This is a genomic window from Vibrio qingdaonensis, assembly GCF_026191675.1.
GTDB lineage: Bacteria > Pseudomonadota > Gammaproteobacteria > Enterobacterales > Vibrionaceae > Vibrio > Vibrio qingdaonensis.
This window is the reverse complement of the sequence record NZ_JAKRRY010000199.1, coordinates 1-277: the sequence shown is the minus strand read 5'-3', so window position 1 is coordinate 277 and position 277 is coordinate 1. Positions and strand designations below refer to the sequence as shown.

The following is a 277-nucleotide window of genomic DNA, read 5'->3' as shown; positions in this document are numbered from 1 at the left end:
TATTCCTCAGCGGACAGAGGAAGAAGAGCACGGCTTTTCTCTTACGCCGTGTAGCGACATTACCTTAGCTGAACTCAAAATCGCAGGATTTACTTCGCGTGATTCTAAGTCCTACCCATCCACTCTGGCTGAGGTTGAGAAGAGTATCTTACACCACTTTAAAATAGGGGACTTAACTGACAATTTTATTGTGAAGGATGTATCAACCCCTTCGAGAGCCCTCTTTTCGTTCCACCGTTGCCCGTTTTAATTACTGGGATATTTTTGTATTAACGTC

The 277-nt window shown here is 43.7% G+C and carries 1 protein-coding gene; it reads left to right on the top strand.

Features of this window, described 5'->3' with window-relative positions; translation table 11 throughout:
* Positions 1–250, top strand: a 250-nt coding sequence (locus tag MD535_RS26005; protein ID WP_265678152.1) for a hypothetical protein, incomplete at its 5' end; no start/stop codon positions are given.
* Positions 251–277: the final 27 nt, after the last annotated feature.